The following is a 23838-nucleotide window of genomic DNA, read 5'->3' on the forward strand; positions in this document are numbered from 1 at the left end:
GGATCGCTGTCGGTCGATACCTATAATTCATCAGCGATGGTGAGGTACATAACAATAACAACCCCTCTACTGAATTAGACGTCGAGCGTCGACGGAATTGCGATGGGTTTTCTTGTCAAGATTGATTAGCACTTCTTTTTGGGTCGCGGTTATTTTAGGATTTAAAATCAGAAACCTAAACGTTATGAACCACTGTTTCGCGTGCAAAGTGGGTGTCCAAATTTAGGCTACGTTCATTGTCGCAACAATTGTGTTACAGCGGCAAAAAAAACAGCCCTAATTATTCTTTGTGAAATATCACAAATGTCTTCTGTCCTGTTGGCCATGTGAGTTAATGTTCACGAATTCCCAACCTGAAACCAAGGGACCGCCAAGTCATGACTTCGAAGGCTGAACTTGAAACTGAATTGAAGAGACTCCGGGCACGAAATGCAGAACTGGAATCCAAGACAGTACAAGCTACCGAGACTAATGCAAAAAAACAAGACGGGTCAGCGGATGACATTCATAAGCTTCTGGCCGAAAGAGGAATAGACCTGAGCAAAGTCGAGAATGTGGGAGAGGCGTTGGTCGAGGAAATTGGCCGTTTGCAAAAGGACTACCCAATCACCGTTATTCTTGCAGCGTTCGCATTGGGATACGCTGTCGGCAGGGCACAAAGATAGGGAAAAATGATGAACCGGATTAGTAGGAACCTTACCACGATTTATCGGACCGAGCGCTTGATTACCCGCCGTCGTTTGGCTGTGGTACAACAGCAAACCGTGATGCTTGCCTTAGCAGGTATTGCCGCGATGGCCGGATTGGTGCTGTTGAACATCTCCATGTATTTCGTCTTGAAAACATGGTTGCCGTCTGCCGGATCTGCAGCCGTGCTTGCCGTAGCCAATTTGTTGTTGGCGTTTTTTTTGGCGTTGACCGCCAAGCGCACCAGTGTGGAAGAGGAAATCGCTCCGGCTGTTGAAGTGCGGGACATGGCGATTGCAGATATCGAGGCGGACCTTGAAGGTATGGCTGACGAAGCGCGCGACATTGTCATGGCGCTGAAGAACTTAGGATCAAATCCATTAGGGTCACTGTCGACGCTTCTGTTGCCCATTCTGACTGCCGTGCTGAAAGACAAAAAGAACTGACCGCACAGGGAAGAGAAGAACTTGGGTTAAGTGTGCCGTTCGCCCCATACTTGCACTGCCTCCTTACAGGTAAAATGCACCTGGTTAACAGTTGCCAGTTCCTCAAGCCCTCACTCTGCCATCCCTGCAGTTTGATTGAACCTGCATTCGTCCAAAGAGCACGGCAATTGGCTTGGTGGGCTTAGGAGAGGTCTTTTTTTCTACGTCTACGCATCCCTAGACGTTGTTACCCCAGACAACGCGTTCCATGCATTCTGCTGTGACAGAAACACTTGGCCGTTTAAATCGTCGATGAAATGAGACCTCTTCAACCGGTCCATTACAGGCCCTTTAACTTCAGACAAATGCAGGCCAATCTCAAGATCTTTAAGTCGGTGATTGATCGCTTCCAAACTTTCCAGCGCGGAATAATCCACCTCATTAACGGCGGAGAACATCAAAACGATGTGCTTCAGTTCTGAGCCGTCGGCAATGCGACTGTATACAAGATCCTCAAGAAAACGGGCATTTACGAAATAGAGGCTCTCGTCCACCCGCAGACTTAGCACCGTCGGGTTAGTCTCGACCTCATGACGTAGAATGTTGCGAAAGTGTTCTGTTCCGGGGACGCGACCAACCTCAGCAACGTGTGGGGTCGAGGTTTTATAAAGGTGCAACAACACTGAAATTGCCACACCTGAGGCCACGCCAATTTCAACGCCAAGACCCAGTGTAAGCAGAATGGTGGCTGAAACTGCGATAAAGTCCGCGCGCGAGTACTCCCACGTTTTGCGCAGGATAGAAAAGTCCACAAGGCTCAAAACAGCGACGATGATCGTTGCTGCCAGAGTAGCGTTGGGCAGGAAATAGACCAGCGGCGTCAAGACCAGCGAAGCAACTGCCAGACCAAATGCGGTAAAGGCTCCCGCGGCTGGAGTTTCTGCGCCGGCATCAAAATTGACGACCGAGCGAGCGAACCCACCCGTGACTGGATACCCACCTGTGAATGCCGCACCGATGTTGGCTGCTCCAAGCCCAATAAGTTCCTGATCCGGGTCGATACGTTGACGTTTCTTAGCTGCAAGTGTTTGGGCAACCGATACGGATTCGACAAAGCCGATCACTGAAATCAGAATTGCTGGAACCAAGAGCGCTCCTAGCAAATCGGGCGCAAAACCTGGCATAGCAAGCGGTGGCAAACTTTGGGGGACCTCACCAACGATTTTCACACCTTGACTGCTTAGATTCAAAGCCCAGACAGCGACTGTCGTGGCGACGACAGCGGCAACGGGTCCCGCCTTGGTTAGAACGTCGGCCAAACGCCCTGAGGCACCCAGGCGCAGCAATCCAGGCTTTAGCCCCTTACGGGCCCAAAATAGGAAAGCCGCCGCACTGACGCCGATTAATAACGTGATCCAATTTAACTCATGCAGATGGGAAGCAAGGGATAATAGGATCTCGAGCAGTGTATGGCCGTGGGCATTCACACCAAAAATATGCTTCAGTTGGCTGGCGGCGATCAAAATGCCGGATGCTGTGATAAAGCCAGCAATAACTGGATGACTCAGAAAGTTAGCCAGAAAGCCCAAGCGAAATAGACCTAAGAGTAACAAGAACCCGCCTGAGAGGAACGCGAGGGTCAAGGCCGCGACGGCATAGCCTGCCGAACCCTGTTCGGCGACTTGACCAACCGCCGACGCTGTCAGAAGTGAGACAACGGCAACTGGCCCAATGGCTAAGGCGCGACTGGTACCGAATATCGCGTAAAGGATGATGGGAGCGATCGAGGCGTAAAGACCGGCTTCTGGTGGGAGCCCAGCCAACAGCGCGTAGGCCAATGACTGCGGAATCAGCATTATCGTGACGATAACCGCCGCCATCAGATCGTTGGAAAGCTGTTCCCGACCATAGCTGTGCGCCCAGCCAAGGATGGGCAAAAATTGCGCCGCCCGCATCAACATCTATTGCTATCCCAGCGCATTTTGATGAGCTTGCCAGAGCTTCGTCGCCCGCTGTCCGCTGCGGCAATACCCTAAGACGGGCCCAGGCAACTCTGCTAATGCGGCGGCAAAAGCAACATGGTTGTAGTCGGTCGGGCCAGACGGGCTTACAGGAATATATTGCATCGAAAGACCCTGTGCGCGTGCACTCTTATCGATTTCGGCAAATGGTGGCTGGCCCTCTGCTTCACCATCCGGGCGGGCGCAAACCAGGGACTTAAATCCGAGCTTCTTGATCTCGTCCATGTCGCCGGGCACAACCTGACCGCAGGTCGCAAATTGACCCGAGAGTTTCTTGATGTCCATAAATCGATCTCTTTCAAAAGTTTAGAGCTGGTTCACAGGCACTTTGAGCATGGGGTTGCCATCGTTATCGGTTGGAACTTCCCCGGCGCGCATATTCACTTGCAGCGATGGAATGATCAGTTTTGGCATCGCAAGTTGGGCGTCACGTTCTGTGCGGAATTTGACGAAATCTTCTTTTGTTTTGCCGACACCGACATGGATATTATTCGCCTTTTCTTCAGCAACAGTTGTCTCCCACTGGATGTCACGACCGCCTGGGCCGTAATCGTGGCACATGAACAACCGCGTCGCATCAGGTAGTGCCAGAACCTTTTGAATGCTGTCGTACAGAGAAGCCGCGTTGCCTCCGGGAAAGTCCGCACGAGCCGAACCTCCGTCGGGCATAAACAGCGTATCCCCAACAAAGGCTGCGTCACCCATGACATGGACCATGCAAGCTGGAGTGTGGCCTGGTGTGTACATGGCGAAGGCCGGCATATTGCCGATCATATAGGTGTCGCCGTCCTCAAACAGCTGGTCGAATTGACTTCCATCGCGCTGGAATTCGGTTCCTTCGTTAAAGACCTTTCCGAAAGTGTCCTGCACTATCGAAATTTTCGAGCCTATGCCGATTTTCCCGCCGAGCTTTTCCTGAATATATGGAGCTGCACTCAGGTGATCCGCATGGACATGGGTTTCGATGACCCATTCCAACTTCAGCCCCTGCGTCTGGATCTGGTGGATCAGCTCGTCCGCGTGATCGTATGTTATACGCCCAGCCGCGTAGTCGATGTCCATCACGCTATCGACGATGGCGCACGAGTTTGAGGTCGGGTCTTTAACGATATAGCTGATGGTGTTTGTAGCCTCATCAAAGAAGGCTTGTACTTGTGGCTTGATCCGCATGTTCACGGGGTAGTTCATCGTTCTTACTCCTAAAAAACTATCAAGTAAGGGCCTTAGGCGGTCGCCTTGGCGACTTGACCGAACAGCAATCGACGCAATCCGAAACCGGCAATAACGGCAACAAGGAATAGGGCGACTTCCCATCGTCCGGTACCAAGCGCCGGAATCGCGGCGCCGGGACAGAAGCCAGCGACCCCCCAGCCGATGCCGAACAGCGCTGAACCGCCGATCAAACGCGCATCAATTGTTTTCGAAGTAGGCAACTGAAAGCCGTCGCTGAACATAGGGGCAGAACGACGCCAAACCACACGGTAGCCTATGAACGTCACCAACAAGGCGCCTCCCATTACGAAGGCAAGACTTGGGTCCCAAGTTCCGGCGATATCAAAAAAATTCAGTACTTTGGCCGGGTCCATCATACCCGAGATAGCAATGCCAATGCCAAACACGAGACCCGTGAAAAGGGCGAATATCATCTTCATGGGATTAACCTCCAAAGACGTGACGGATGAGAAAAACAGTGATTGCTCCGGTGGCCATGAATGTCGGAACAGCCACCAGGGAACGAACCGAAAGGCGCGACAATCCGCAAACACCGTGACCTGATGTACAGCCGGACCCAAGGCTACCGCCAAGGCCAACGATAACGCCGCCGATGACGATCATTGCCGGGCTGACTGGAACCGAAAGCGAAGGCATGGCCCCGGTCACCACAAAAATTACCCCAGGGGCTAAGATCATGCCGATTGTCAAGGCAATTCGCCAAGCGAATTCTTCGCGGCTTTCGGGGAATGCCAAGCCAGACAAGATGCCCGTGGCGCCCATGATACGCCCCAGTCCAAGCATAAGAAGAACAGCGCCAAGGCCGATCGCGAGCCCACCTCCAAACGAAGCGAAGGGTGTAAATGCGGTTTCCATAAAAAGTCTCCGGTCGTTCAAGTTGAAACCTGATTACCGGTCGAGCGGCGCTATTTCAGTGACAATGTCACCTAACTGACGAATTCATTCGCTTTGTGCCAAATGCTCTAGTGCAGCTTTGTCTTGCAGAGTTATCCGCCCCCTTGTTTGCTGGATCATTCCTCGTTTTTGAAAGTCGTTAAGGATGCGGGAAACAACCTCTCGCGCAGTTCCAAGCTCATTCGCAAGAGCCTGGTGCGTTGTTTGGATTTCGTCTTGCCCACCCTCTAATACAAGAAGGCGTTCAGCCAATCTGACATCCATCCTGCCAAAGGCGACATCATCAACAACGCGCAGCAGATCAATCAAGCGACGCGAATATGCCGAGAAAACAAAGCGACGAAAGCTATCTTCTTCGGCAGCAAGTCGGTCAAACGAATTCTTGGGTAACGTGATAGCCGTAACATCTGTCTCGGCAATTCCCTCGGCGTTGTAAGCCTCTTCTGACAACATACAGGCCGTCGTTAGTACGCAGCTCTCACCAGCCTCGACACGATAAAGAACGATCTCACGTCCGACATCAGAACTTTGCGACACCCGAATCCGACCGGTATGCAAAAACATCAGACTGTCAGGGATATTCTCAGGACCAAATACCTGTTGTCCTTGCCTGTACGTGACCACGCGCGCTTCGCGCAGAAGTTTGTCACGCACCCGGCGGGGCAGGTTTCGGGTGCCAAGAAAGCTTTCTGTCCAATCTCCAACGGAATTCGCCAATAGTCGTCCACTTCTACTAGATTTCAGTCAGTTTGCATGAGTCTTATACAAAGCACCCAAAGAGTAAGTGTTGTAAACGGCCAGTCTTTGAACCGAAGAGAAAACCAAATCTGCCGTACGCAACCATCCGTCCCGAAAATTAGAAGCAGGAGGAAAAAGAATTGAAGGATCAAATTCATCTGCATAGGCAGACGAGAAAGCCATTACAGCAATCGAGATAGCAAGATCAGTTGGCAGCTTACATCTCGGCATAGACTATCCTCCTTGGGCAACAATTCAAATTTTCGGATAATGGTGCCTCAAAGTATTATACCAACGGCCAACGAATGGAAAAATAAGGGAATTGACCAATAAACCTTTCGGTTCGGTGGGAAGTTGGTCACAAAAAAATAGATCCAAATAAAAGTGTTTGTATCCTGGGAACAACTTCTGGCATCTGGGTATTTCGACCAGCGCCCAATTGCGAATGCATCATATTTATCTGGCGATATGCGTCCGACGAGATCGCGTTTCCGATGGCAATCACAATTTAGCAAAGAAATTTTTCCTATAACGAGGTCAAATGTTGCTTGGAACCAAACGTAAATTTTGCTTCGATCGGGACGGCTATGTAAAAAAGGGAAGAGGAGGTTCTTTATGTGCTTTTCGTCCCAAGCCAGCTTTATAGCCGGTGCCGCGCTCGTGGCTTTCAGTGGCTTTACTATTCGACAGGCATTTCAAAAAAGTGTCCGATTTCTTCCGTTGGCCAGCTTTCCGTTTTTCTTCGGGGTTCAGCAAATGTCCGAAGGTTTCCTGTGGGTGTCTATTAACAGCTCGTATTCCAGTCCTTCGGCAGCGGCGGCGTTGGTGTTCTTGTTTTTCGCCTACTTGTTTTGGCCGACCTGGGTACCCCTGTCAGCTTCATTGATCGAAGTGGATCGGAGGCGTCAGCAAATCTTTCAAGCGATCTGTGGCATAGGGGTCGGCTTGGGTATGTTCCTGTACTTGCCGGTACTTTTTTCACCGGAAAGCCTCAACATTGGTATCGCAAAACACTCAATTTAATACGAAAATTCGCAGCTGTATCCGAAAGAGGCGACTAAAAATATCGCGCGCCTGTTTTATGCGTTGGTGATATGCATACCACTGGTAGGATCAAGCGACAAAGGTCTGCGAGGGTTTGGTTTTCTTATCGTAGTATCTGTTGTCGTGGGGTTCTTTTTTGCTTCTCATGCTTTCACATCGATCTGGTGTTTTGTTGCGGCGGTTTTGTCCGTGTACATTTATTGCGTTTTGCATTTCCGTTATCCGGATACGCATCAACTGGTTGGTAGTGCCGAAGGTTGAAGAGTTTGAACCAAGTTGTATCAACTAAGTTTGGGCGCCAAATTAACAGGCTTGCCGCCAAACTTATTTATTTCTGGTATACAAGCATTACTCGGTTTTTAGTGCAGCTTTGCCACCGCAAGGACGCCGGGCGCCCCTGTTTTTGACGTATTCAAAGAACAAACGTACTCTGATGTGGATCGATAGCTGACAGGAACAATGTCTGATCCAGAAAACGCAAAAAACTCCACATCAGATTCCGTAACCCGTGCTGTTTCAGATGGGTTCGGGGTGGCGACCGAGGAGTTCAGAATTTCAATGCCGATTGGGTTCGGAGCTGTGGTGGCTGCGCTGGCCTCATTGGCGACATGCTATTCAGGGATATTGGCGACATATATTTTTGGCTTTCAGTCATTTTCAATAAACCCTCATGCGCAAGCGGTGCTGATGTGGGTTCTCGCACTGTTGGCGGTTGCTTTCCTGTGGAGAGACAGAAAGCGGCATTCCAAAGAACTCCCGCTTGTAATTGGCGGGATTGCTGCCCTGACACTCATCGTAACGCTTTACTTTGGTTATGATGAACGCGTCGAAGCGTTGGCTTATGTTCTATTGGTCATAGCAGCCCTACTGAACCAGAATTTCATCCTTGATGCTTTGAACTACACGGTTCGCAATCAAACCCAAGAGATAAGAGCACTGAACGAAAGATTAACCGAGAGGGTGCGGCGTCAGGAAACCGAAATAGACAGGCTTGGCCGATTGAAACAGTTTCTTGCCCCGCAGGTAGCAGAACTTGTTGTTGAAAATGACAGTGACGAACTTCTCAAGACGCATAGGAGATACATTGCCTGTCTTTTTTGCGACATTCGAAATTTCACAGCTGTTTCAGAAGCCATTGAACCAGAAGAAGTAATCGCGGTTCTGCAGCGATTCCACGACGAAGTGGGAAATCTGGTTGCCCAGCACAAAGGGACGATTGGTTATCGTGCAGGGGATGGCTTAATGGTTTTTTTCAACGACCCTGTGCCATGTGATCAACCTGTACTAGAGGCAGTGAGGCTGGGGATGTCCATCAGAGCTGCCTTTGAAAATATCCGCGCACCTTGGCAGAAACTTGGCCATAAAATGGGTCTGGGTATTGGAGTCAGTAGCGGATACGCAACGCTCGGGCTAATTGGGTTTCATGGTCGGGCCGATTACACCGCGATAGGTGGCGTGGTTAACACTGCGTCCAGGCTCTGTGATGTTGCGAGTGATGGGCAAATACTCATAAACCAAAGGGCGTTGATGGACATTGAAGACACTGCGCAAACCGAAGAGCTCGGTGAAGTGGAATTAAAGGGGATTGCCACCCCGGTACAAGTCCACCGCGTATTAAGCATTTCGGGTTTTTCTGACTGATTTACTTTTGTCGGCAAAAGGTTTGGGCGTCGCAATTGAGCGATAATACCTGTTGGTTTTGTCTTAACTTCGACTTCGAGTGGAATGGGCGCGGCGGGTTATCCAATGTTGTCGAGCGAAGCATCAACGTTACCAGACAAGCGAGAACGAGGTTTGCTCCTTGTTTTTTCGGCAGGTGTTCTTTGGTCCACCATTGGATTGGGCGTACGTTTGATCGAAGACGCGACCGTATGGCAAATTCTCCTGTACCGATCCATCAGTCTGAGCTTGTTTTTGTATGTCGTCATTCGCATCAGATCAGGTGAAAGTCCGTTTGTTCAAATACGCCAAGTCGGATTGCCAGTTGTCTTAGCTGGAATGGCGCTTGTTTTAGCTTTTTCCGGCGGAATATACGCCATTCAAACGACGTCAGTGGCAAACGCGATGTTATTGTTTGCAACTGCGCCTTTTATAGCCGCTATTCTAGGACGGATCATTCTTGGAGAAGCCGTCAGGAAGGCGACCTGGATTGCCTGCATTGTCGCAATCGCGGGGGTAGCCATCATGGTCGCCGACAAATCGTCTGGCGGAGTGATCAAAGGCAGTCTTGCAGCTTTGGGCTCTGCGTTTGGTTTCGCGGTTTTCACGATTTCCTTGAGGTGGGGAAAGTCTGGCGAAATGCTGCCAGCCGTTTTTCTTTCCGGACTTTTCGCAATCGCGCTGACGCTCGTGATATGTATCGCGACTGACATTCCGCTGATTCTGTCACCACGTGACGGCGGAATTTCCGTGGGAATGGGCATATTCCAAGTGGGCGCGGGCCTGATCCTTTATACCATTGGGTCCCGCAGCTTGCCTGCTGCAGAGTTAACCTTACTGTCCTTAGCCGAGGTCGTCCTGGCCCCGGTTTGGGTTTGGATATTTCTCGGTGAGACTGCGACAACAAATACTCTTTTGGGCGGTGTTGTCCTTTTGGCAGCCATCATAGGAAATGCGATTACAGGGGTAGTGCGAAGACCGCCTCCACTCTCAAGCCCCTGAACAGCTTTGGCGCGTCAGCTATTATGAGGGTAAAATACGAACATGAATCCAGGAAAATTGTTTGGCTCAACAACAGTGGCAAGCTCAATCTTTATGTTCAGGAGATCTGGTTTTTGGATGTGCCTTCAGTCTGACATTTTGAAAATTTGCCAAGATTCAGCTCTACAAGTGCCGACCGAAGTTTTCGCGGATGAACTTTGAACACTCTAGCTTCGCATCAGAAACTCAAACCAATTATTTTGATGCGGAAAAAAGGATTTACAATGAAAACAGCGATTGTAACCGGAGCTGCTGGCGGGATGGGGCAGGCCATCTGTAGTAAACTAATAATTGATGGCATGCATGTGGTCGGTATCGACATAAATGCCGGCACACTGAATAAGTTGGAGACAGAAATCGGCGCGTATTTCGAACCAGTTTGTCTTGACCTGACACAACCAGACGAAATTGCAGCCGCGTTTTCCGACATCAAGGAAAAGCATGGTGGTTTGGATGTGCTCGTCAACAATGCAGGCACGTGTTTTATGTCGGATTTTCCAGAAATCTCAAGCAGCGAATTCGACCAGCAAATGGCAATAAACTTCTCCTCTGCATTTCATTGCTGCCAAGAGGCGGTTCCGTTGATGCTGGCACGGGAAGGAGTCAAAAAGATCGTCAATATCTCTTCCAACGGAGCCTATAATTTCGATGTTTTTGACCCACCGCATTATCGGGCGTCCAAAGCGGCGATGGATACGTTGACCAAAGACCTCGCGCGCCGCTACGCCCGCGAAAAAATTTGTGTGAACTCCATCGCGCCTGCCATGACCGAAACACCGCTATTTGGAGTCTTGTCAGAACAAGTACTGCAAAGTGCGATTGAAGCGATGCCACACGGACAAGCGATGCAACCTGCACAAGTCGCAGATTGGGTCAGCTTTCTTATCTCGCCTGCAGGCGATATTTGCAGCGGTAATGTTATCATACTCAACCAAGGAAGAGATGTTCGTTAGATAACAAACAGCTGCATCACCCATGTTTTGATTATACTCAGGTATAAACTTCGGGGGCTTTTCGTAATTTGGGCCACTGCTCCGGGCAATGCCCATAAATCACAAAAGCGCCCTGTTCTGCAGCCAGTGCCATCAGCCGATTAGCACTTGCAATTGCAACAGTTTCGTCCCACGAGCCCACGAATTTTTCATCGATCTCCGCGGGCCGTGAAATCGCGTCGCTTGTTAATAAAACCGGGCCGGAAGGTAATTCGACCATCAACGCGATTTGTCCCGGCGCATGACCAGAGGCTTCAAGCACCGTCAGTCCTGGTCCAATCGCGACATCACCTTCAACCTGAAGATAGTTTCGGTCTGGCCATTCCAAAGGCTGAACACCGCCCCAATACAGTGGCCGAGGCAGCGTTCGTTCTTTGGCCGATATCAGGATGGGTACGTTGGGAAACGCATCCAGGCCTCCTACGTGATCAATATGAGTATGAGTGCAAACATGCAGTGTTATGTCGTCTGAACTCAATCCAAGTTTAGCCAATTGTGCATTCGGTAGATTGCCTGGCCCACATTCAAGCACTTCGCCGAACTCGTACAACCGGTCTTCTTTCGAAGCCGCATCTGTATCGATTGCGTATTTTTCAGGGAAACCGGTATCGATAAGTATAGTCTCGTCCGCATCCGTTCGGATCGCGAACCCGCAGATACCTATAACACGACCATTGGCATGGACCTTAAAAAGCCCGTAATCCAAAACGGCCAGTTCCGCGGGTCGCCCTTTGACAAAACCTTCAGCTTTCACGCAAGCTCTCCTTTGGTACACAGCAAGCATTGAAGGTGGGGCATGAAAGTCAAGATACATACACTTTTTCAATATCTGCTGGATACTACCGAAGCTGAGCCAGAAGCGTTTATTGGCTTCTCGCTTTCTGAACCGCCCCGCTTGGGTGAGTTTTTGGATGCGCTTGACCCCGAATTGCCGTTGGATTGGAACCAGAAAAGTTTTCGCGGCCTTCCTAGGTTGCGCGAGCGGGTGCTGGAAAACACTGACTTGGCAGATGCTTGCCACCCCGATGACGTTTTGATTACGGCAGGGACGGCCGAAGCGAACTACCTTGCCTTTATGCAATTGGTACAACCAGGCGACGAGGTCGTGACCGAGCGTCCTGGCTGGCCACAAGCCGGTGTGCTGGCTGACGCTGTGGGGGCCAAATTAAAGGTGATTGATCGAGATGAAGCTTTGGGATGGTCTCTTCCACTCGACGCTGTAGAGGCAGCGGTCACCGATCGTACACGTATGATTTTTCTCACAAACCCCAATAACCCGACCGGCAAACTCATGCCGCGTGACGAATTAGAGCGTTTGGTCAAAATAGCGGAGCGGGTCGGTGCATGGCTGCTTGTGGATGAGGTTTATGCTGGCCTAGAATGGGAAGGTGAACGCGCACCATCGATCGCCGGCATGTATGAGCGGGGGATAACCACAGGTAGTGTTTCGAAGGCTCTTGGAATGCAGGGTTTACGCACAGGTTGGATGATCTGCCGCGACCCTGATCTTATTTGGGACGCCATTGTACTGCGGGAAAACTCAAGTGAAATCATGAATATTTTGGGAGAGACAATTGCGGAAATCGCGCTGCGTCCTGAACGATACAAGGCAAAAATTCAGTCGGCTCGAGCTGCTGGCAGCCAGACGCTTAATCACTTAGATCAATTTGTTGCCCATCAACCTCGGCTTAACTGGGTTAAACCTGAGGCAGGTCTGATCGGTTTGGCAAGGTTGACTGGAATTGATGGCGACACATTCGCAAAACGACTTTTGGCTGAACCCTACCGAACTTTTCTGTTACCCGGATCATCCTATGAAATGCCAAACCATATTCGTTTAGGAGTAGGGGGCGGCACCGCAACAAATCTGGACAAAGGGTTGGATCGGATGTCAAAGTTGTTGATGGAACTCAGTTAGTCAGGGTTTTCAAAAACTTGCAGCATGGTTCCCGTCTGAGTTTACGAACCCTGATCCAAGAAGTGGAATTTAGAAAGTTCATCACCATGAGAGCGTGCCAGGTTTACTCAAAAGGCCGGCACTAATGAACACTCGGCAAATGGTTGCATCCAGCCATTTGCTAACAAGCTAAGCTGCGTTGAATTCCCTGAGACTGTTAGTTCGAGGTGTACCAAATCGGTGAAGTGTAAGCGCGGTCCTGAACTTCAGCTGGAACAGATTCAGGCAAGGGAATGTCGTAAAATGCCGCGTCGATCGTCGTCCAACGGGGTTTTGGGATTTCGATTACTCGGACATAGTAAAACGCATTATGAGCCGGATCGAATTCCGGATCTTGCCAATATGCATCGAGCGAGGCAGATCCAATAGAATTACTATAAGTCGCAGTGTCGATGTCTACTGTTGATCCAACCGGTTCACGAGCCCGCCCGTCGGCACCGATCTCTCGATCGTCTGACACGGCGACGTCATAAACGCGCTCATGAGTTTCGCCCGCCTCGTCAATCCAACCTTTGATGATTTGGACGCGGTCCAGATTTGCACCGTCAGGATCGCGTAGGGAGCGGATAAGGAAACCGGGTGAAGCTCCGTCCGGTGCGTTCGCAAGGTCACCACCCATTGGCACGCCATTTTGATAGCCATTTGAGACAAAATCTGATGCACTAAGGTCATCCGCATCAAAGTTCCAACCACCAAAAACCCGGACTCGCATTCTCGGCCCGGTTGTGGCGTAAGCTTCTTTGCGTTTGATCGCACCGTGAACTTCCTCTCGTGTATTTTCACGCGCCCAAACTGCCGTAAGGCCGGCAGCGGATTCCTGTGCTGTGATGATCCGAAGTGCCGGATCTTCTGCAGGAATAACATCAAAGTTATGGCGGTTCGCAGAGGGTTCGGTGTGTTGATACTTGCCAAAATAATTGTCTTCCCGCGTGGTCGGCAGTGCGGTGTGTGTGTCGGTCGTCCCGTAAAATCCGAATTTGAACGGGTTGACGCCAACCTGTCGTTGAACCTCTAATCCGACCTTCAAAGCAGATCGGCCATATTCATAGCGCAGCATCTCAGTCGTCTTTGCGACAGTTCCAGAAATATTCGCAACGTCCCAGGTTTCAAAATCCGCAAATTCATCGTCAGGCGACAAAATTGGATGCGTTTCTTCATCACCCTTAATTTGTGTCACTTCGTGCATTGGCTCCTAGCGGATACGTTTGGCGGCGTATTCTGCATCCATAGGAGAACCGTCAAATTTTGTCGGCGCAAACATTATCCCGTTTGATATGTTACCATTGTGCGGAACGGAAATTGCGCTTCCGCCCGTCCCGGCTTCGTAGGCTGCCAGATAATCCCACAAAGGTTCAGGATCTTCGCTTTCAAAGTATGTGTATGGTCGGGTCCGGCTTGTTTTATCCGCGCCATCCCCAAAGATTATGACGCGATGCAGATTGTTGCCAAGCGGTGTGGAAGTCCATTCATATCCGGCAAGAGAGGTGAACACGCCGGGTTCCTTGTAATCGTCAACAGTCTCTACAATCTGCTGCCAAAGGTCACCATCCAGATCCAGCCCAGCCGTCGGGTCGCGCCCCTCAACTGAAGCAATTTCGATAATGTCTGCAAAAGCTGCCATGCGACCTTCCTGACCGGAATTGAACCGCTCGTAGGTCAGGCGACCCCATTCGTCTGCTAACAGTCGCGGATCCGCTGCACGCACGGCTGTTGCCAAACCTAACATTTCCGCGTGTTCGGTAATTGCGAGGAAGTCGAGTGGTCGAATGAGCTGAACAGGTTGCCCGGTGTTCGATGTAATTCGTTCGCCTCGTGCCACGCGAAATGCGTCATGAATATTCAGCGAAGTTCCAACTAGTCCAGCGTCAAATGAGATTTCAGTGTGAAAGTGCAGATCACCGAACAAAACACGATCAGGATAAGATCTGTCTACGAACGGCGAGTAGTTCTGCATTGGAACCACATTGTCTGGCGGAACTTCGCCTTCAAAAGCAAGCGCAGTGTTGGCCGCTAGCAAAACCGAGACAATTGAAGCACTAACCATATTCGGGAAAGTTTTCACGCTATTCATGTTCGCCCCCCAATTTTAAACAACGGATCAGACAGAAAAAATAAAAAAAGTTAGGCAACACAATGCACTAATTTACGCAAAAAATCAATTAACCACGCTGTTTGTTGAACTAGTAAGAGAGAGCAGCGCCGTCTGACTTGTAAACAAGCCAAAGCTAAAAATACGCAATATCGCAACGATGTCCTGAATGTTTTGCGATGCCGTTCTTGGTATCATGAGTTGGAAACCGACGTGTTGCGATTTGATACGAAAGAACGCTTAGGCGCGGCGATAGGAGCGATGTAGATGCAAGCATTCAACAACGCGATAAGTTCCAAACCACGTTCCGCAAAGAATCCAGTAATATTGGCGGCGAGTAATTAGTGTTCTCACTTTCGATAAAGGGTTAACGTTGGATAAGACTCAACTTTAGGCCCTGATACTAAATTAATTGATGTGAAACGGACGACAGATTCTTTCTCCGACTCGGATGTCGCCAAACCTGATGTTTCCTCAGAGGTCGCATCTGAACTGAAGGTGCGGCTCGATGCTATGTCAGACATTCTGAGCCGGATGTCAGTTTCGCGCCACGATGAAGGGCCGGTTTTCGACGCGATCCTGAAACACAGCCGGGACATATGCGATGCACCAATGGTTGGGCTTTTTCTGGCGGCGGTAGAAGGCGACGCAATGCAGCTTGCCGCCCAGATCGGGCTTCCACCTAATGCAATCAAATTATTCGATGTTGAGCGAATGAACTTGAACGCAGACGGGTCTTACCTTGCCCAGTGCATAGTGAGATGCGAACTGGTTACATGGGCGAACATTGCTGACAGCCCACTCTACAATGGTGGCAACCCGATCGTACGATCAATGACTGATGAGATCGGTTTACGTAGCGTTTTGTTTGTCCCAATTGTACTTGATGGCTCCGCAGTAGGGTCATTGGCGCTGTATCGCGACGAAGTAAATCCGTTTTCCGGCAGCGATATCGCAACGGCACAAACCTTCGCCGCACAAGCCGCGATCGCAATTGATAACGTCAGACAATATCAGGCGCTTCAAGATCGACGCGCTCGCGAACGTGCAACAGGCGAGGTGCTATCGGTCATCAGCACATCGCGCGATAACGAGCGCCCAGTGTTCGACACCATTCTCGAAAACACGGCACAGTTTTGCGAAACAGACGTTGCCACCCTTTCATTGATGAACACAGAGGGAACGCATCTGGAATATGCGGCCCATATCGGGGATACGCTGTCGACCTATGAGGTGGGCGTCGACCGTTGGTCTGTGGGCTCCAACCTTCAGATCGCTCAATCAGTTCGCGAGAAGCGTATTGTACACTCGGTCGACCTACGCGAGACCGATCTTTATCTTCAAGGAGACAAGTGGCGAAGGCAGCTTGCCGATGACGAAGGCGTTCGCACATTTCTGACAGTACCACTCTTAAAGCCGGACGGGACGCCCGTTGGCTGCATCGGAATTTACAGAAAAGAGGTGCGGGCCTTTTCCGAAGATGAGATTTCTCTTGTCGAGACCTTCGCAGCTCAGGCTGTAATCGCTATCGAAAACGTACGCCAGTTTCGGGAAATCCAAACTCGTCTTGAGCGGGAAACGGCTTCGCGCGACATTCTGGAGGTAATCAGTCAAACGCGCGACGATGACCAACCGGTTTTTAAAACGATCCTCGAAAATGCTTGTCGGCTGTGCAACGCACAACTGGCTTTTCTTTCTGTCGCGGATCACGCGACGGGCCGCGTTACAATCCCGGCCAATGTAGGCGCCCGCGCAGAGTTCAATGAAAACTTAAAGGGTTTCGACGAACCCCTAAGCCGCAAAGAGCTGGTGGCCATCCGGCCGATCCATGATGGGCAGATAATCCGGCAGGATGATATAGCAGATGACCCGTTGTATTATCGCGACCGTGATCCCAAACGTGTTCAAATGGTTGAAGTAGAAGGCGCTCGGTCGGTTCTGGCGGTTCCCTTAATGAAAGACAGAAAAGGGCTGGGGGTTATCGTTCTGTACCGTCGCGAGGTTGCACCATTTTCCAACGATGACGTCGATCTGGTGCGAACTTTTGCTGCCCAAGCCGTTATCGCGATTGAAAATGTGCGCCAATTCCGCGAGTTGCAGGCGCGCACCGCCGAAGTGGAAGAGGCGTTAGAGTATCAGACCGCGACCTCAGACGTGCTGGAGGTGATCTCTCGCTCGCCCAACGAAGTTCAGCCAGTTCTGGATGCGATACTAGAAGTTGTTGAGCGCATAATTCGGCACAGAGGTGGATACATCGCATTGCTGAACGAAAATACCGGGCTTTATGAGGCACGGGCCATTCGGCATGCGTCGCCAGAAATGGTCAAAATCGTTCGAAGCACTCCTTTTGCCGCGGACGAGACGACCACCACGGGCCGTGTTGCGATGTCAGGTCAGACGGTCCACATACCTGATCTGGAAAACGACCCCGACTATGGCTGGGCGCATAAAGCGCGGGTCGGCAACTATGCCTCGACGGTTGGCGTTCCAATGAACAACAATGGTCGCACAGTAGGTGTCATCACAGTCGCCCACACAGAAACCAATGCTTTTTCGAAGAAACAAATTGCCTTGTTCGAAACTTTCGCCGCGCAAGCTGTAATCGCTTTGAACAATGCAAGCCTGTTCGACGAAGTACAGCGTCGTACTGCCGAAGTCGAAGAGGCGCTTGAATACCAGACCGCAACCTCCGAGGTGCTGGACGTCATTTCGCGATCACCTAATGACCTGCCGCCAGTCCTTAATTCAATCTTGGATGTTGCCTCGCGCATCTGCCAGCCTGAATACGCCTTTTTCGCCATGATCAACCCAGAAGATGGACTGTATCGTGTAGCCATGTCCAAAAACGTCAGCGACGATTTCCTGACCTTTCTTGCGGAGAATCCGATTAAGCCGGAAGAGGGATCATGCATCGGACGAACGGCCTTGCATGGTGAAACCGTGTATATTCGCGATACACGTAACGATCCTACCTATACTTGGAAAAAAGCGGCAGAAATTGGCGACTACCTTACGACGTTGGGTGTGCCTCTGATCAGCAACAATGTGACGGTAGGTGTTATTGTTATGGCCCACCGCAAGGCCGACGCCTTTTCCGAAAAACAAATAGGCTTGCTTGAGACATTTGCTTCGCAGGCGGTTATTGCGATTAACAACACACAGCTATTCCAAGAAGTTCAGGATCGGACTGCCGAGGTCGAAGAAGCGCTGGAACGACAAACAGCGACGTCCGAAGTTCTGGAAGTTATTTCTAACTCTGTGGAGGACGCAAAACCGGTTTTTGACAAGATCTTGGACAGCTGCCAAAAGCTGATAAAGTGCAACGATCTGTCAATTTTGACACTGGGCGAAGAAGACCGGATTTTATTGGGCGCGGTACGTGGTCCAATTGGCGAGTTAAGCGCAAGGGGATATGAGCCGCTGCCAGTGGCGAAAACGATCGTAGCGACTGCGATCAGTGAACGAAGAGTCGTGCATTGCCCGGATGCGCTGCGTGGTCCCGACACATCTCCGGTAATTCAGAAGGTTGCAGAAAAGGTCGGGAATTTCTCCTGCCTTATCGCTCCGATTGTGTGGAAGGGAACGGCAGTCGGAGCGCTGTTTCTTGCACGCAAAATTGCAGAAGATGGCAGCGGCCTTCCGTTACTTGGGCGTGAAATTGAGATACTAAAGAATTTCGCTGATCAAGCAGTTATCGCCATCCAGAACGCGCGTATGTTCAAAGATAACCAAACGTCACTTGCGCGACAGACCGCGAGCGCCGATGTGCTCAGGGTAATAAGCCAATCACCGACCGATACAACGCCTGTTTTTGAAGTCATCGTTAATTCCGCGACAAGGCTTGTTTCTTGTGACTTGGCTGTCGCAACACTGGCGGATGATAACAAATGGTGGCAAGTAGCTTTGGCTTCTCCTGAAGGTTTAATTCGCAATTTTGGACAAACGCGCCATCCGCTTGACCCAGAAGACAATTTCCTTTCGTCTGTGCTTTTGTCCGGAAAAACGATGCATATGCACGATTTGTCGTCGCATGAACTGCCGCGTTTGGCGAAAAAGTTGCAGGAGGAAAACGGTTACGAAGCTTTTCTCGGTGTGCCGCTGATGCGCAGTGGCAAATGTTTGGGTGGACTTGTGTTCATTAGAAAAACAAAGACGCCGTTTTCGGACGACGATATTGCTATGGCGGAATCCTTTGCTGATCAGTCCGTAATTGCCATCGAGAATGTTCGTTTGTTTCGCGAAGCCCAAGCGGCGCGCGAGGCGGCCGAGGCCGCCAACGAAGCAAAGAGCGCATTTCTCGCCACGATGTCGCATGAAATTCGCACGCCTATGAATGCGGTAATTGGGATGAGCGGCTTGCTGATGGACACTAAGTTGGACGATGAGCAAAATGACTACGCCCGAACCATTCGCGACAGCGGCGATGCGTTGTTGGGAATAATCAACGAGATTCTAGATTTTTCGAAAATCGAAGCAGGCCAGATGGATATCGAATATCATCCATTGGACTTGCGAGATTGTATTGAGTCAGCACAAGATTTGATCGGCAACAAGGCGGCAGAAAAGCATCTTGAGATCGCATATCTGATGGAGGATGATGTTCCGCCCGGCATCAGTGCCGACCTCACTCGGCTGCGGCAAATCCTGCTCAACCTATTGTCGAATGCAGTGAAATTTACGGAAAAGGGCGAGATCTTTTTGAAAGTGAGCGCAACGCCGACGGAAGACGAGCACGTTCTGATCAACTTCGCGGTTCGCGACACAGGTATTGGTATGAGCAAGAAGGGGATGGGTCGTTTGTTCCAATCCTTCAGCCAGGCTGACAGCTCGACAACTCGAAAATATGGTGGCACAGGATTGGGACTTGCTATCTCAAAACGACTTGCCGAACTGATGGGCGGCACCATGTGGGCAACGAGCGCAGGCGTCGGTAAAGGTTCGACCTTTCATTTCTCTATCCGGGCTAAACCCGCCCAATTACCAAAATCCAAATCTCGTGACTTGATCGGTGTGCAATCTGAACTGGTAGGCAAGCGAATTCTGGTTGTCGATGACAACGCGACAAACTTGAAGGTGCTTTCCCTGCAGACCTTGAAATGGGGAACCGAAACGACCGCATACAAAAATCCGGAAGACGCCATAGGGGCGCTAGAGAAGGGCGCACAATTCGACCTCGCAATATTGGATATGCACATGCCTCAGATGGACGGGCTTGCACTGGCCCGTGCCATTCGCAAACTGAACGAAAATATCCCAATGATCCTATTCAGTTCACTCGGCATTCGCGATGTCGAAGCCGAAGCAGGTTTGTTTTCGGCTTATATTAGTAAACCATTACGCCAATCTCAGCTATTCGATACGTTGGTCACTCTCTTTGCGCCGTCAGAGGCCCCAAAGGAAGACAGGAGGATCCAAAAACCCAAAATTGATCCCGATATGGCGAAGTGGCATCCACTTCGCATTCTTTTGGCGGAAGATAATCTGGTAAACCAGAAGCTCGCGATACGCCTGCTCGAACAAATGGGCTATCGTACCGATCTGGCCAGCAACGGTATTGAGGCCATCGAAAGTGTCGCTCGTCAGACCTATGACGTCATTTTAATGGATGTGCAAATGCCGGAAATGGACGGGCTTGAAGCATCTCGAAAAATTAACGCATCCTATCCCGATGACCGTCCTAGGATCATTGCGATGACCGCAAACGCTATGCAAGGAGACCGCGAAATGTGTTTGGCCGCCGGAATGGACGACTACATCGCAAAGCCAATCCGCGTGGATCGCCTGATCGATGCACTTTCCCGCACTCCTGCTCGGTCTCCAAGGAAACGCAAATGACCAAAGACATCATTGACCCAACTGTTTTTGAAGAGCTTTGCGCAGCGATGGGTGAAGATTTCGTCAGAGAATTGGCGGCCACTTTCTTAGATGACGCAGAAAACATGTTTGCCGAGCTGAAAGGCTCGGTCAAAAACCAAGACGCCGACACCTATCGCCGTGCGGCTCACTCCATCAAGTCGAACGCGCAAACCTTTGGTGCAATAACTCTGTCCGAACAGGCTCGTGATATCGAATTGTCAGGCGAAATCGACGGTGCGGCGGTGGATGTCCTCAGGGCTACATTTGACCAAACTGCGACGGCGCTCACAGGGCTTTTGAATGGTTGAGAAAACCGGGCATCTTCTGATTGTCGATGACAACAAGGTCAATCGAATTTTGATGACTCGAAGTGTCGAGATGTTGGGACATCGAGCATCGGTTGCACACAATGGCAAAGTCGCAATGCAAATGCTTGCCGAGGATGATTATGATGTCCTGCTACTGGATATAGAGATGCCGGAAATGGACGGGTTTCAAGTGCTTGAAGCACTCAAAGGCGATCCGACACTTCGCGATTTGCCAGTCATCGTTACATCTTCGGTTGAGGGGCTCGAAAACGTCGTTCGTTGCATCGAACTGGGGGCTGAAGATTATATCGCCAAGCCTGTGAACAAAGTGCTGCTCCAGGCACGCCTGAATTCCAGCCTCGAAAGAAAGCAGCTATACGACGAACAAAAGCGGCTTCTAGGGCGATTTGCGACCGAAGAGGTCGCTCAGGATCTTCAAGCGTCGGGTTTTGCTATCGGCGGTAGTCGGATAACTGCGACAGTCCTGTTCTGTGATATTCGAGATTTCACCGCGTTGTCTGAACCCATGCCACCCGAAGCGACGATTGAACTGTTGAACACCTATTATACCCTGATGTTCGAGGCAGTTACGAGTCATGGTGGTATAGTGAACTTGATGGTTGGTGATGGCTTGATGGCCTTATTTGGCGCGCCTCAACCTGTTGATAACTCAGCGCAAAGCGCGATTTCTGCGGCGCAAGAAATGAGTAGAATGATCGATATGCTAAACGAAGAGCGAACAGCCTTGGGCGAGAAGAGGCTGAAAGTGGGCTTTGGTGTGGCTACCGGCGAGGTAGTAGCAGGTTATGCAGGTACGCAGACGCGCGCCACGTATACGTGCATCGGTAAGACAGTTAATCTTGCCGCCCGACTAGAAGCACACACCAAGATCGTGGATCGTGCCATTCTATTTGATGCGGAAACACGACAGAACCTTTCAGCCTCCGCCGATTGCGAGCAATTAGAGGAAGCACTTTTCAAAGGATTTTCGGAGCTGACCGAAGTGTTCTCAATCCGGAATTAGATATAGTCTAAAAGTTGATATCGAAGTCAGCGGTGGTTTTCCATTGGGCGGCAGTTTGATTAATTTGTTCGGCCGAAGCCGCTTCATAAACTGCCAATAAATAAAGCCCCGGCGCAATTTCGCAAAGGCATCGGATCACTTCATCGGCAAAAACGCGAAGGCAATCAAAATGCAGTTAGTGTTCAGTATTTAGGCCAGCGAGAAAAAAGGGTTTTAGAGGCAAAGTTGAATCAATTCGATAAAATCGAATTTGGTTAGCTTGGTCCAATCTCTGTCGACGCCTAAATATTATCCTGTCCAGCTTTTGTCGATACAAACTGCGCTGTTCCCGATCTGCACACAAAGACTTGCAATACGCATTCAAAAACTGCGATCCTTGAGTGACACGACATTGAGTAACTTTGGGTTTAATCGGAATCCCAGTGGGGGAGAATAGCAATGATATTTGTTGGCAAGACTGCTCGGGCAATTGCGCTTGGCGCCGTAATATTAGCAAGTTCAGCAGCTGCTGCGATCGCGCAAGATAAAGAACCTGCTGAGTGGTCGAGAACCGACCCATATCCCCATCAAACAGTTTATTACCCAGGAACAGAAGCCCTTGGGGCGGACGAAATGCGGGTAATTGCTTGTGGAACCGGGATGCCCCAGCCGCGTTTGAAACAAGCTGCAGCGTGTTTCCTTGTTGAATTGGGAAATGGTGAGAAATTTATTTTCGATATGGGCGAGGGCTCTTATGAACGGATCATGGCGCTAGGGATACCTTTGGATCAGCTAGACAAAGTGTTCCTGGGACATTTGCATCTTGATCACGCCGGTGATTTTCCAGCGTTCTATTTTACAGGCCCAGTAAACAACCGTTTGACTCCAGTCCGCTTGTGGGGACCAGAAGGGATTAAGCCAGAATGGGGTACCAAATCCTGGGCCGATCACATGATGAAGATGTGGGCCTGGGAGGAAGCGACCCGTGGCGCGGCAGTTGATCCGCGTGGACTGCAACTGGAAGTGAACGAATTTGATTGGAAAGCCGTCAACAATGTCATTTTTGACGAAAACGGTGTTCAAGTCAGAACGCTCCCTGCTATCCATGGCGAACAAGCAGTCAGTTTTCTGCTGGAATGGAACGGTCTCAAGTTTGCGTTTTCCTCTGACACTCTTCCGACCCGATGGTGGAGAGAGCACGCAGCTGGTGCTGATCTCGCCATCCACGAATGCTTTACCCCCCCTGAGTTCATGATCGAAAAATACGGTTTTGAACCGTCAGAGGCGATTTTCGTCGGTTCACAGGGTCACACAGCGGCGCAGGCTTTTGGCAAGATCATGTCCGAGACTGAGCCGAGGCTGGCGGTCTGCTATCACTTCCAAAATGACCATGACATCGCATTGGCAGTGTATTCTGCAATACGGGAAACTTACGACGGCCCGTTGGATTTGGCGGCAGATTTTATGACTTGGAACGTAACAAAGGACAGCATTCGCACCCGTAAGGGAGTGCCCAATGAAGAGTCATTTCCGGCCCCGGTGCAGATGGCCAAACAGCCGCCAGACTCTGCTGCAGAGTTCCCATTCTCCGAGTTCGATCTTGAAAGCATGGATTTAGGAGCTGCCGAGGCTACTAACGACATGATCGAAGCCTTCAATGAGCGTTCGGGTAACAACGAGGTTGGCGCTTACACTAGTCTGCCGTTCAAAGAGTAAAAACAGCTCTGCGGGCGCGCAAAAATCCGCGGCGCCCCCAGAAAAGACAGATCCAAGAGCACACTTTTGCCACAATTCGCACGCCGTTCATTGAAAGGCGTCGGCGAAGTTCTGTGTAAGGTTTCCCTGTCAACAGCTTTCACAAATTGAATGTAAGTTGACGAAGGCAATCGGC

Annotated in this window: 19 protein-coding genes and 1 pseudogene; 11 read left to right on the forward strand and 9 right to left on the reverse strand. The window is 50.5% G+C overall.

The features are described from left to right. The first annotated feature begins 377 nt into the window (after positions 1–377). The gene (locus tag AC2FNE_RS00135; RefSeq protein ID WP_170604232.1) at positions 378–665 is read left to right on the forward strand and encodes a hypothetical protein; all 288 of its coding nucleotides are present in this window, start codon (positions 378–380) and stop codon (positions 663–665) included. 6 nt (positions 666–671) lie between these two features. After that, positions 672–1133, forward strand: a complete 462-nt coding sequence (locus AC2FNE_RS00140) for a hypothetical protein (RefSeq protein ID WP_170610364.1) — start codon at positions 672–674, stop codon at positions 1131–1133. 206 nt (positions 1134–1339) lie between these two features. On the opposite strand, the gene AC2FNE_RS00145 is transcribed toward AC2FNE_RS00140, so the two are convergent. From AC2FNE_RS00145 to AC2FNE_RS00175, 7 genes are all read right to left on the reverse strand, one after another. Next, positions 1340–3073 (reverse strand): SulP family inorganic anion transporter, encoded by a 1734-nt coding sequence (locus AC2FNE_RS00145; protein WP_437436810.1) that lies wholly within the window; start codon positions 3071–3073, stop codon positions 1340–1342. A 6-nt stretch (positions 3074–3079) separates the two neighbouring features. After that, on the reverse strand, positions 3080–3418 hold the full coding sequence (locus tag AC2FNE_RS00150) for a protein tyrosine phosphatase family protein (RefSeq protein WP_170604228.1): 339 nt from the start codon (positions 3416–3418) through the stop codon (positions 3080–3082). Positions 3419–3439: 21 nt separating this feature from the next. Next, positions 3440–4321, reverse strand: coding sequence for an MBL fold metallo-hydrolase (locus tag AC2FNE_RS00155; protein ID WP_496804547.1), 882 nt, complete (start codon positions 4319–4321; stop codon positions 3440–3442). Positions 4322–4356: 35 nt separating this feature from the next. After that, on the reverse strand, positions 4357–4785 hold the full coding sequence (locus AC2FNE_RS00160; protein WP_170604224.1) for a DUF6691 family protein: 429 nt from the start codon (positions 4783–4785) through the stop codon (positions 4357–4359). 4 nt (positions 4786–4789) lie between these two features. Next, positions 4790–5221, reverse strand: a complete 432-nt coding sequence (locus AC2FNE_RS00165; protein ID WP_170476475.1) for a YeeE/YedE family protein — start codon at positions 5219–5221, stop codon at positions 4790–4792. An 84-nt stretch (positions 5222–5305) separates the two neighbouring features. Beyond that, positions 5306–5977 carry a Crp/Fnr family transcriptional regulator gene (locus AC2FNE_RS00170; protein WP_496804548.1) on the reverse strand — a complete coding sequence of 224 codons (672 nt, stop codon included), beginning with the start codon at positions 5975–5977 and terminating at the stop codon, positions 5306–5308. Positions 5978–6004: 27 nt separating this feature from the next. Continuing rightward, positions 6005–6229, reverse strand: a complete 225-nt coding sequence (locus tag AC2FNE_RS00175) for a hypothetical protein (RefSeq protein ID WP_496804549.1) — start codon at positions 6227–6229, stop codon at positions 6005–6007. Positions 6230–6613: 384 nt separating this feature from the next. Between AC2FNE_RS00175 and AC2FNE_RS00180 the strand changes: the two genes are divergently transcribed. The 4 genes from AC2FNE_RS00180 (at position 6614) to AC2FNE_RS00195 (ending at position 10695) form a co-directional block, all read left to right on the forward strand. Then, positions 6614–7021, forward strand: a complete 408-nt coding sequence (locus AC2FNE_RS00180) for a DUF6629 family protein (protein ID WP_496804550.1) — start codon at positions 6614–6616, stop codon at positions 7019–7021. A gap of 480 nt (positions 7022–7501) precedes the next feature. Next, positions 7502–8683 carry an adenylate/guanylate cyclase domain-containing protein gene (locus AC2FNE_RS00185; protein ID WP_170604217.1) on the forward strand — a complete coding sequence of 394 codons (1182 nt, stop codon included), beginning with the start codon at positions 7502–7504 and terminating at the stop codon, positions 8681–8683. A 105-nt stretch (positions 8684–8788) separates the two neighbouring features. Continuing rightward, positions 8789–9703 (forward strand): DMT family transporter, encoded by a 915-nt coding sequence (locus AC2FNE_RS00190; RefSeq protein ID WP_170604345.1) that lies wholly within the window; start codon positions 8789–8791, stop codon positions 9701–9703. 263 nt (positions 9704–9966) lie between these two features. Beyond that, positions 9967–10695, forward strand: a complete 729-nt coding sequence (locus AC2FNE_RS00195; protein ID WP_170604215.1) for an SDR family NAD(P)-dependent oxidoreductase — start codon at positions 9967–9969, stop codon at positions 10693–10695. A gap of 37 nt (positions 10696–10732) precedes the next feature. Here the strand turns inward: AC2FNE_RS00195 and AC2FNE_RS00200 are convergent, their stop codons facing one another. Continuing rightward, positions 10733–11488, reverse strand: a complete 756-nt coding sequence (locus AC2FNE_RS00200; protein WP_170476462.1) for an N-acyl homoserine lactonase family protein — start codon at positions 11486–11488, stop codon at positions 10733–10735. Positions 11489–11530: 42 nt separating this feature from the next. Here AC2FNE_RS00200 and AC2FNE_RS00205 point away from each other — a divergent pair, with 42 nt between their 5' ends. Continuing rightward, on the forward strand, positions 11531–12652 hold the full coding sequence (locus AC2FNE_RS00205; RefSeq protein WP_496804551.1) for a pyridoxal phosphate-dependent aminotransferase: 1122 nt from the start codon (positions 11531–11533) through the stop codon (positions 12650–12652). A gap of 196 nt (positions 12653–12848) precedes the next feature. Here the strand turns inward: AC2FNE_RS00205 and AC2FNE_RS00210 are convergent. Further along, a pseudogene (locus AC2FNE_RS00210) lies at positions 12849–14762 on the reverse strand (DUF3604 domain-containing protein). Positions 14763–15293: 531 nt separating this feature from the next. Here AC2FNE_RS00210 and AC2FNE_RS00215 point away from each other — a divergent pair. The 4 genes from AC2FNE_RS00215 to gntH all read left to right on the forward strand — a co-directional run bounded on the left by AC2FNE_RS00215 (position 15294) and on the right by gntH (position 23663). After that, positions 15294–20615, forward strand: a complete 5322-nt coding sequence (locus tag AC2FNE_RS00215; protein ID WP_496804552.1) for a GAF domain-containing protein — start codon at positions 15294–15296, stop codon at positions 20613–20615. After that, complete coding sequence (locus tag AC2FNE_RS00220) at positions 20612–20944, forward strand: Hpt domain-containing protein (RefSeq protein WP_170604209.1); 333 nt, start codon at positions 20612–20614, stop codon at positions 20942–20944. Before AC2FNE_RS00215 ends, AC2FNE_RS00220 begins: the two co-directional genes overlap by 4 nt. Beyond that, positions 20937–21968, forward strand: coding sequence for a response regulator (locus AC2FNE_RS00225; RefSeq protein WP_170476455.1), 1032 nt, complete (start codon positions 20937–20939; stop codon positions 21966–21968). Before AC2FNE_RS00220 ends, AC2FNE_RS00225 begins: the two co-directional genes overlap by 8 nt. 438 nt (positions 21969–22406) lie before the next feature. Continuing rightward, positions 22407–23663, forward strand: coding sequence for a guanitoxin biosynthesis MBL fold metallo-hydrolase GntH (gene gntH / locus AC2FNE_RS00230; RefSeq protein ID WP_496804553.1), 1257 nt, complete (start codon positions 22407–22409; stop codon positions 23661–23663). Positions 23664–23838 lie beyond the last annotated feature (175 nt).

Source organism: Ruegeria sp. YKSD179 (assembly GCF_059612885.1).

Bases quoted from the DNA above. Each gene is read 5' to 3' on its own strand.
- AC2FNE_RS00165 (WP_170476475.1), bottom strand. From the start codon at position 5,221: ATGGAAACCGCATTTACACCCTTCGCTTCGTTTGGAGGTGGGCTCGCG.
- AC2FNE_RS00185 (WP_170604217.1), top strand. From the start codon at position 7,502: ATGTCTGATCCAGAAAACGCAAAAAACTCCACATCAGATTCCGTAACC.
- AC2FNE_RS00190 (WP_170604345.1), top strand. From the start codon at position 8,789: ATGTTGTCGAGCGAAGCATCAACGTTACCAGACAAGCGAGAACGAGGT.
- AC2FNE_RS00160 (WP_170604224.1), bottom strand. From the start codon at position 4,785: ATGAAGATGATATTCGCCCTTTTCACGGGTCTCGTGTTTGGCATTGGC.
- AC2FNE_RS00225 (WP_170476455.1), top strand. From the start codon at position 20,937: ATGGTTGAGAAAACCGGGCATCTTCTGATTGTCGATGACAACAAGGTC.
- AC2FNE_RS00175 (WP_496804549.1), bottom strand. From the start codon at position 6,229: ATGCCGAGATGTAAGCTGCCAACTGATCTTGCTATCTCGATTGCTGTA.
- AC2FNE_RS00215 (WP_496804552.1), top strand. From the start codon at position 15,294: ATGTCAGACATTCTGAGCCGGATGTCAGTTTCGCGCCACGATGAAGGG.
- AC2FNE_RS00195 (WP_170604215.1), top strand. From the start codon at position 9,967: ATGAAAACAGCGATTGTAACCGGAGCTGCTGGCGGGATGGGGCAGGCC.
- AC2FNE_RS00135 (WP_170604232.1), top strand. From the start codon at position 378: ATGACTTCGAAGGCTGAACTTGAAACTGAATTGAAGAGACTCCGGGCA.
- AC2FNE_RS00150 (WP_170604228.1), bottom strand. From the start codon at position 3,418: ATGGACATCAAGAAACTCTCGGGTCAATTTGCGACCTGCGGTCAGGTT.
- gntH (WP_496804553.1), top strand. From the start codon at position 22,407: ATGATATTTGTTGGCAAGACTGCTCGGGCAATTGCGCTTGGCGCCGTA.
- AC2FNE_RS00180 (WP_496804550.1), top strand. From the start codon at position 6,614: ATGTGCTTTTCGTCCCAAGCCAGCTTTATAGCCGGTGCCGCGCTCGTG.
- AC2FNE_RS00155 (WP_496804547.1), bottom strand. From the start codon at position 4,321: ATGAACTACCCCGTGAACATGCGGATCAAGCCACAAGTACAAGCCTTC.
- AC2FNE_RS00205 (WP_496804551.1), top strand. From the start codon at position 11,531: ATGAAAGTCAAGATACATACACTTTTTCAATATCTGCTGGATACTACC.
- AC2FNE_RS00145 (WP_437436810.1), bottom strand. From the start codon at position 3,073: ATGTTGATGCGGGCGGCGCAATTTTTGCCCATCCTTGGCTGGGCGCAC.
- AC2FNE_RS00140 (WP_170610364.1), top strand. From the start codon at position 672: ATGATGAACCGGATTAGTAGGAACCTTACCACGATTTATCGGACCGAG.
- AC2FNE_RS00220 (WP_170604209.1), top strand. From the start codon at position 20,612: ATGACCAAAGACATCATTGACCCAACTGTTTTTGAAGAGCTTTGCGCA.